This is a genomic window from Blautia sp. ZXY-1-B12 (assembly GCF_056339915.1).
The window spans coordinates 1-8,367 of the sequence record NZ_JBWJVP010000078.1 but is presented as its reverse complement, the minus strand read 5'-3'; the positions used below and the strand labels follow the sequence as shown (position 1 = coordinate 8,367).

Annotated in this window: 8 protein-coding genes and 1 pseudogene; 5 read left to right on the top strand and 4 right to left on the bottom strand. The window is 38.2% G+C overall.

The annotated features are described in order from the left end of the window. Both AC075L_RS05565 and AC075L_RS05560 read left to right on the top strand, forming a co-directional pair. Positions 1–507 (top strand): ATP-binding cassette domain-containing protein (locus tag AC075L_RS05565; protein WP_476387309.1); only part of this gene is annotated, 507 nt, incomplete at its 5' end. 736 nt (positions 508–1,243) lie between these two features. Next, complete coding sequence (locus AC075L_RS05560) at positions 1,244–1,438, top strand: hypothetical protein (RefSeq protein ID WP_173699885.1); 195 nt, start codon at positions 1,244–1,246, stop codon at positions 1,436–1,438. 140 nt (positions 1,439–1,578) lie between these two features. Here AC075L_RS05560 and AC075L_RS05555 read toward each other — a convergent pair whose 3' ends face one another. Genes AC075L_RS05555 through AC075L_RS05545 form a run of 3 tightly spaced genes read right to left on the bottom strand, consistent with a single transcriptional unit; the run spans position 1,579 to position 3,083 of the window. Then, a complete protein-coding gene (locus tag AC075L_RS05555; protein ID WP_243873498.1) occupies positions 1,579–1,920 on the bottom strand; it encodes an IS66 family transposase in 342 nt (113 codons plus the stop codon). Positions 1,921–1,979: 59 nt separating this feature from the next. After that, complete coding sequence (locus AC075L_RS05550) at positions 1,980–2,894, bottom strand: hypothetical protein (protein ID WP_476387308.1); 915 nt, start codon at positions 2,892–2,894, stop codon at positions 1,980–1,982. 24 nt (positions 2,895–2,918) lie between these two features. Continuing rightward, positions 2,919–3,083 carry a hypothetical protein gene (locus tag AC075L_RS05545; protein WP_172678295.1) on the bottom strand — a complete coding sequence of 55 codons (165 nt, stop codon included), beginning with the start codon at positions 3,081–3,083 and terminating at the stop codon, positions 2,919–2,921. Positions 3,084–3,490: 407 nt separating this feature from the next. On the opposite strand from AC075L_RS05545, the gene AC075L_RS05540 reads away from it, so the two are divergent. The 3 genes and pseudogenes from AC075L_RS05540 to AC075L_RS05530 all read left to right on the top strand — a co-directional run bounded on the left by AC075L_RS05540 (position 3,491) and on the right by AC075L_RS05530 (position 7,382). Next, positions 3,491–3,652: a hypothetical protein gene (locus AC075L_RS05540; RefSeq protein WP_476387307.1), complete on the top strand. Its 162-nt coding sequence runs from the start codon at positions 3,491–3,493 to the stop codon at positions 3,650–3,652. A gap of 261 nt (positions 3,653–3,913) precedes the next feature. Beyond that, positions 3,914–5,774: pseudogene (asnB, locus tag AC075L_RS05535) on the top strand (asparagine synthase (glutamine-hydrolyzing)). 399 nt (positions 5,775–6,173) lie between these two features. After that, on the top strand, positions 6,174–7,382 hold the full coding sequence (locus AC075L_RS05530) for a DUF2971 domain-containing protein (RefSeq protein WP_173745200.1): 1,209 nt from the start codon (positions 6,174–6,176) through the stop codon (positions 7,380–7,382). 272 nt (positions 7,383–7,654) lie between these two features. On the opposite strand, the gene AC075L_RS05525 is transcribed toward AC075L_RS05530, so the two are convergent. Beyond that, positions 7,655–8,266: a toll/interleukin-1 receptor domain-containing protein gene (locus tag AC075L_RS05525; RefSeq protein WP_118409247.1), complete on the bottom strand. Its 612-nt coding sequence runs from the start codon at positions 8,264–8,266 to the stop codon at positions 7,655–7,657. Between the last annotated feature and the right edge of the window lie 101 nt (positions 8,267–8,367).

Sequence of the window (8,367 nt, the reverse complement as noted above, 5' to 3'; positions counted from 1 at the left end):
AAGACGATCTGTGGCTTTCTGTCCTGTGATGAAGGAACGGTTTCTGTAAATGGAAAAGTAATGGGAAAAGATAAGGACATGCTTACAGAAGCAGGTATCATTATCGAAGATCCTGGGTTCTTACGAAACTGGAGTGCTTACCATAACCTTGAATTTCTGTACACGATACGAAATAGACCAGATAAATCATATCTGCATTCAGTGTTAAACACAGTTGGACTTGATTCGAAATTGAAACGCCCGGTTGGAAAATTCTCGCTTGGTATGCGGCAGAGGCTGGCACTTGCCCAGGCTATTATGGAAGATCCACCAATCCTGATCTTGGATGAGGCAATGAATGGCCTTGATAAAAATGGTGTAGCAGAAATCCGGGAGCTTTTGCTGAAGATGAAGAATGAAAATAGGCTGATTATACTGGCAAGTCATAATCGGGAGGATATAGAGATTCTATGTGATGAAGTATATGAGATGGAAGATGGAATACTTCGGAAAATAGTCAAAGAGTAAGAAAAAATATTTCGTATACGATAATGTATGTTCCATACTTTATCTATAAGAGAGAACAGAAATAAAGTACAATACAGCAGACAAATGCAACCAGTTCTCATTTTGCCAGAGTGTTTTGGCAGAAAAAGGCTGGATGAGTAATGCCACATAACAATCGCCTCGACTACGAATCTGAAAAATAGCAAGATTACATGTCCCCTATAGTTTTACCTCATACTTTCAAGATACAGAAGATAGGTATTTTTAAATTCGGAATATTTTTATCGTATGTATGATCACCTTTCTTACCTGAGCTTCAATGGCAATAATATGGGAATATGGAACAGTATATATTCCATCATGAGTTTCTATCGGAATCTTTTGAGTCATAGTGTTGTAGTAAGCTAATGCGTCCTGAAAATTTCTGAGGAAGCGTTTTTTATCCAAAGGCTTTGAAAGATAGCGGAATACGTGAAAATGCATTGCTTCATCCAGATACTCAGAATAAAAAGCGCAAATTGAGATATGATAGTGAACTCATGCACAGGTAAAGTAATAGACTGGATGGTTAACTGTAATGTGATCGGCTCTTGCCTGTTACTGTTCCTGTGCACTTTTATATGTACAAGGCTTAAATATAGCTGCGGTCGCTGCTTTTGATTGCAGCTATTGGAATAATAAGTTTGATACGGTTCAGCCGATCGATACACTAAAAAAGAACCGTGTATTCCGGGAGGGGACCATTGGTGGATATGTGGTGGCCGGAATTGATGAGGTGGAACTGTTCAGCAGCACAAAAAAATCCTGTCCGGACTGCCTTACCCGGAAAAACCGTGCAGGTGAAATGGAATATTTCCACCGGAGTGTGGTCTGCATGACTGTTGGAAAAGCAACCGCATGTGATCCTGGGGCAGGAAATGCTGAAGTCGAGGGACGGAGCGGAAAAGGATGAAGGGGAACTGACCGGAGGAAAACGCCTGATATTTTTTATAAAAATGCACAAGCCAAAAAACTAAGTTACTGTTCAAGGGTTAGCTGGACTTGAGAAAACCGATGGTGTAGACTGATAACAGTCAAAGCCATCGGTTTTCTTTATCCAAATATTCTGGACACTCTGTCATATATATTGGCCGGATCTTCAAGGCGCATCAAAACAAGCATGCTCATGCATTGGCAGAGATAAGCGATGTTTTCGAAACTTCTGAATGTCACGGCCTGCGCCTGTTTCCGCTTATAATTCTTTAGAAGCCTTTCGGCTTCATTATTCGTGGCAGGTACCCGGATATCATGCAGGAACAACAGATGGTTGTGCATGTTCTCGCGGGCAAAGTACAGGGCTTTTCCGTCCGGTGTTGCACAGACATATACCTGGCAGCTCTTTCCGTTTTCCCTGGCATTTGTACAATCTGTATGCATAACAGGGGAAAGCAGCATATTCCTGCATAGGCAGACCTGGCGTTCAGGCTCAGTTTTTATGAAAAGCAAACTCCGGTTTAGTCCCTGGCTCTATCATGCCTTTGGAAATAATTCTCAGTTTTCCACCCGTCAGGTTGGCAGATAAATGCCCTGCTCTTATCAATGGATGTACAGCAGTCATTGTTCAGAAGGAACAGAAATGCCCGTATGCTGCCATCATAATTCGACATCATCGATAACTCCGTCTGGAAAACGCCTGCATGTGCACGTTCTCCCGTATGACTGTTATAATAAACATCTGCATGATATTCCGTTACATTCAGGACCATACGGATACTTACCATCTGCTTTACGATGGTCCTGGCAGTCTTTTTAAAAGCACAGTCTTCGAGCACTTCTTCAGGTGGAGGAAGAAGAATAACTGGCTGTGTAGGCTCCTGTCTTTTCCGGCAGTGCCCTTTGTGGCCGGGCTGCCCGCCTGGTCTTCTGCCTGTTTTTTCCCTGTTGTTTGTGATCTTTTTACGTCGTACTGCTTTTGAAGAAGGAATAGAAGAGTTTTCATAATCACGGTTGATCTGTGCCCGTAGTTTCAGATTCTTTCCCTGTTCTTCTTCCAGTCTGGATGCCGCTTCATAAAACTGATGTCTGAAAACGGCTGCTTTATCCAGTGCATCCTCTCTTTGCTTTTCTGCATTCAGTGCACGGATCTCCATTTTTCGGAGTTCCTGCGCGGACCTTTTTTGTGCCTTTTCAAACTCCCGGAGCATATCCTCCAGTACCTGAAACCAGTAATTGCGCACACGGATCGTTTCTTTGTGCGCATCTGCAAGTTCTTTTTTCAGCTTCTCAATCTTATGTTCATAAACGTTGTACTCTTTCTGATGAAGTTCTTCTAACTGGATATATCTTTCACCAGATTCCAGTTCTTTGTTTCTGCGTTGTGCAGCTTTCAGCCGACACATGAGAGTGATATGATCATAAGTATCAGGCATACGTTTTCCTCCGGTACAGTCCTGCTAAACACTGCCGACGATATCTGTGATCTTTGAGATATGATCCTCGAGATATTCGATCAGCTCTTTCTGTTTCTGGATGAATTCCTCCTGGATCTCGATCTGCCTGAGATAGCCGTCAAGAAGTTCATCACGTTTTTTTAGTTCCTGTATAAAATCAATCTCCATAAAAACAACCTCTCTTTCTTGAAAAAAGTATAGCAGAAATGCAGGAAAAAAGCGAATTTCCGGAAATGACCCATTGGGCAATCTGACTGTGGATAAATCTCCATTATAAGATTGGAAATGAGTAGATATAAGGCCTCTGTCTGAAAGAATGGATAGGATTCGGTGTATAACTTTTGTGAAAAAGAACAGCAGAAAAAACTATAAATACAGTTTTTTCTGCTGAAGATAATTATCCACAAAATAGAGAAAATAATTTCGTCACTTTTTACAATGACTTATACATACCTTTGAACAGTAACAAACTAAAAGCGAAATCTCTGATGAGAATAGAAACAGCTATACAGAAATAGACTGATATGATATAATAAAATCGTTCCTACATTTGTAGAAAGAGGGAGAATGAGAGCGTGAAAAAAACATATCAGAGACTTCCAGAATCAGAACTGGATATTATGCTTGTTCTTTGGAATAATACACCTCTGATGAACAGAATGGAAATTGTAGCAGCAGGTGAAGGTGATGAAGAATCCAGAGTCCTTTACAATAACGGAGACGGAACCTGGATCTGATGAGAACGGAAATCTTCATGAAGAGTAAATGAAAAGAAACGTTTTCCGTAAGCAAATAAGGGAATGGAAAACATTTCTTTTTTTATAAAATGTTATATGAGATATAAAAGCTATTTTGAAATATAAGTATTTGATAAGAAAGACATTTTTATTTTACAACAAACAGACATTTTTATGATAAAATATCGGTAAAAATAATTTTGGACTGTAACAAAAGTCGTTGCAGTGTCTAAACTACATCAAATGGATACGGAGGAAGAAATGTGCGGGATTTGTGGATTTACAGGTTACAGACAGGATCAGAAGACAGTAATTGAAAGGATGATGAAAGCCATTGAACATAGAGGCCCGGATAGTGAAGGCTCTTTTTGCAGGGAGAAGATTACGCTGGGCTTTCGAAGACTTAGTATTATTGATTTAGAAGATGGGCAGCAGCCTATGGAAAGTGCGGACGGAAACCTGCATATTGTTTTTAATGGGGAAATCTATGATTATAAGGAACTGCGGGCAGAACTTGAGGCTTCCGGCATTTCTTTCTGTACCCATTCTGACACGGAAGTTCTGGTAAATACCATTCAACAGTATGGGGAGAAGGCACTGGATAAGCTCAGGGGAATGTTTGGGTTTGCAGTATGGAATGAAAAAGAGCAGACTTTGATGCTTGCAAGGGATTTCTTTGGAATTAAGCCTGTGTACTATGCCGAAATAGATGGACACTTTGTATTTGCTTCTGAAATTAAGAGTATTCTTGCATTTCCAGGCTATGAAAGAAAAGTAAATCAGAAGGCCCTGGAGCAGTATTTGTCATTTCAATATGCCCCTCTGGAAGAGACCTTTTTTAAGGGAATCTATAAACTTATGCCCGGACATATGCTCTTATATAAAAACGGAAACTATGAAATAAAGACTTATTTCAAAACAAAGCTTACACCTGGCAAGTGGAACCGTACGACGAATATGGATCAGCTGCGGAGCCAGCTTGCAGAGATTTTAAAGGATTCGGTGAAGCACCACATGTTAAGCGATGTGGAAGTCGGCGCGTTTTTATCCGGGGGAGTGGACTCCGGGTATCTGGCTTCTTGCCTCCGGCGCAGATCAGGCATTCACAGTGGGATTTGATGAGGGAGACCGATATAGTGAAGTCAACAAAGCTGCCAAAGTGGCAGAAAAAACAGGCTTGAAACACCATGTGAAAATCATATCCAAGCAGGAATTCTGGGACGCCCTTCCAGATGTGATGTATCATATGGATGAACCACTTGGGGATGCCTCTGCAGTTGCACTTTATTTTCTTTCCAAGGAGGCTGCCGGACATGTTAAGGTAGTCCTTTCCGGGGAAGGCGCAGATGAACTTTTCGGTGGATACAATATTTACAGAGAGCCTGAAGCATTAAAGAAAGTTGCCTGGATTCCGTTCGTGCTCAGACGCGCTGTCAGAAAACTGGCTGCAAAGCTGCCAGACGTGAAAGGACGGGATTTCCTTATCCGCGCAGGAATGAAAGTAGAAGAACGCTTCATCGGAAATGCATATATTTACTGTGAAAAAGAGAAAGCACAGATTTTGAAAAATAAAGTAACAGGACCTTCCACGCAGGAATATTTAAGTCAATTTTATGAAGAGCTTGAGTCAGAAAACAGAGGCTCACTTCAAGACATGGAAAAAATGCAGTCTGTAGATCTGAACTACTGGCTTCCTGGCGATATTTTGCAGAAAGCAGATAAAATGAGCATGGCACATTCCCTGGAAGTCAGGGTACCATTTCTGGATAAAGAGGTTTTTAACTTTGCAGCAAAGCTTCCGAAAGAAGCCAAGATTGCAGCAGGTACAACCAAATATATTTTCCGTAAAGCTGTTTCAGAATTTCTTCCACAGGAAACCAATGAACGGAAGAAACTTGGTTTTCCCATTCCAATCCGTGTGTGGCTGCGGCAGAATGACTGGTATCAGATGGTAACAGATTTATTTACCTCGAAAGAAGCAGAAGAATTTTTCCATACAGAGAAACTGCTCCAGCTTCTGAACGACCATAAAGATAAAAAAGCAGATAACAGCCGTAAAATCTGGACAGTTTTAACATTCCTTATCTGGTACGATAGATTTTTTACTACATGTTCGAAGTGAGAGTTGGTTATGAAACGGTAATAATACCTAAATGGATATTCACAAAGAAAAAATAGAAGATAGGTATTAAGCTTTCGTATAGGAAGCTGCATGTCAATCCATGGTTTATGAAGAGCAGACTTCATCATAACTATTTGAATAATTTATCGAAAGAAGGAAAAAATGAAATTATACCACTACCGTTCAATAAACAGTGCATTATTAGAAATTGAAAATGGCACTTTTCATTTTGCATCGAAAGAAGAGTTAAATGATCCGTTGGAAGGGTTTGTACGTGTTTTCTGGCAGGGAGATAAGATGGCCTGGGAGGGATTGTTCAGACATTATATATATAGCGTAGCGCGTGCACTGGAACTCTATATTCTGAAAGCCGATGATGAAACGTTATATCATGGTACTTTGGTTGCAGATGTTCATTGCTATAAAAATAACTTTTTTGAGAAAATTTTATTGAAATTAGGAGAAGAGTTCATAACGGATACAGATGTACAAAATCTGGCAGGAGTTTATGGTGACAATTGTTTGAAAGTATCAGAAAAGGAACTTCAATATATTCTTTTTTATATTCATAATAATGCACTAATTAAGTGTCTGGAAGAATTTAAGAAAAATAAATTTGTACCTGCAGAGGAAGCTGAGAAACAGATTAAACTTCTTAATTTTTCACTTTCTGTAGAAAAATTAGTAGATGCAATAAAGAAAGTCTTTTCTAATGAAAAAATGCGTGTCCAGACAATTGAATCTATGGAAGAAATATTCGAGGAAATGAAGGAATTCTCCTATATAATGAAAGGTGCAGAAAACGACATATTTCTTCATGGTAAAGGCTCTGAAGAACAAATATATAATAATGATGGCAATTCAGTAGTTCAACAGCATAGAAAGTGGTTAATTGTTATGGCTGATTTTCCAAAAGTGTTTGTGGCTCAGTTGAGGGATATGATATACCCCAAAAGCTATGTTGTTTGTTTTTCTAAAAAAAATGATAATTCTGCTATGTGGGGAAACTATGCAGATTGTCATAAGGGTGTATGTCTGATTTATGATACAGGTGACGAGGCAAAACTTAAGGTAGGAGGGCGACATATTCCTCTTGATGTAAGAGCAATTTCTTATGGTGGAGAGTCCATTGAATGTAATTTTTTCCAGACATTAGGACGATTGACTATGGTTCAAATAAGAGAATGGTTACTTGGAGTAGACGGCGTCAGTTCCTGTTATGAAGCATTTTCTGATGTAGAGGAATGGAGAAAACGTTACTGGAAGATCTATGATGCGAAAACCTATCGCAAGACAAAAAACTGGGAACATGAAAAGGAATTTAGGGTAGCTGTGTCAAATACATTTGGTGAATTTGATGTTCCTCAAAAGCAGAATATGTCATTTGATTGGAACCTTTTGAAAGGTGTTATCTTTGGAATCAGAACCAGTGAATATGATAAAAAACAGATTCTGGATAAGCTGATAAAGCATAAGGACGAATTATCAGATTTTACTTTTTATCAAGCTGAATATAGTGCTGAAGAGCAGAAAATTAAGATTCGAAAAAAGAAATTTTGGAGACTGATAAATTATAAAGGAAAAGTCGATGGCACAGAAAAAGTTTAAGGTAATTTGATATGGAAAGTATGTAACGCTCTGGCTTTATGGCTGGGGCGTTATTTTGCTGGAAAAAAGCAGATTCTGAGGATATAATATAATCATGTTGATTTTGATTCAAGATGAAAAGAATTGCTTTTAATTTTATATGAAGGGAAGGGCAGTGAAATGTATTATGAGAAAGAAACAGCTGAGAAGCCAGAAAAATGGCCAGCGAATGCGCGTGAACAGATTTTAGATACATTATGTGAATGTGTGGAAAAGTTTGAGAAAAATCCTTCTTATAAGACAAGAGAAGTATATTTTTCTTTGATATAAAGGCATCCAGCATATAGTAATGCAATTTGTGCATTATGATTTTCATCACTTATTTTGCAATATGAATCAATTAATTCTGTGAGGTAAGAAAATGCCTTATTATTTTTATAAAGTTTTAAATATTCATTTATCGTTTTGATTTTATACTTTTGCAATTCATCTAAGGTCACTTTACATATAATATGATTGCAAGCACTTCGCGAATCATTTGCAACAGTAAGTTCTTTATAAACTAATCTTTTCATCCAACAATATTTTTCTGGTAATTGACTGGCTTTTATATTGAAAAATATAGGAAACACATACATTTTATGCTGTTTATATCTCTGATAAATCAAATCAATTTCCTCATTTGCACATTCGGATGCAATTGTATTAGCACTTAAAATAATAATTGAATAATTACAGGCCTTTACTCCTTCGTCAAAATTTTTATTATCTCGTTCATCGCCTAATAACATTTTATGCCGATCATACCAGACTGGTAATCCATAATTAGTTAGATGAAATAAAATGGATTCTACTATTGAGTGTCGGTCTTTGCTCGAAAAACAGAAAAAAAGCATAGTATTCATCTTCTCCTGAAATAGATTTTAATATGAATCAATGATAATTGAGAATTATCCATTATCTACTCAAAATAAACATATCTATCATAAACCCTGTTTGTTTACTG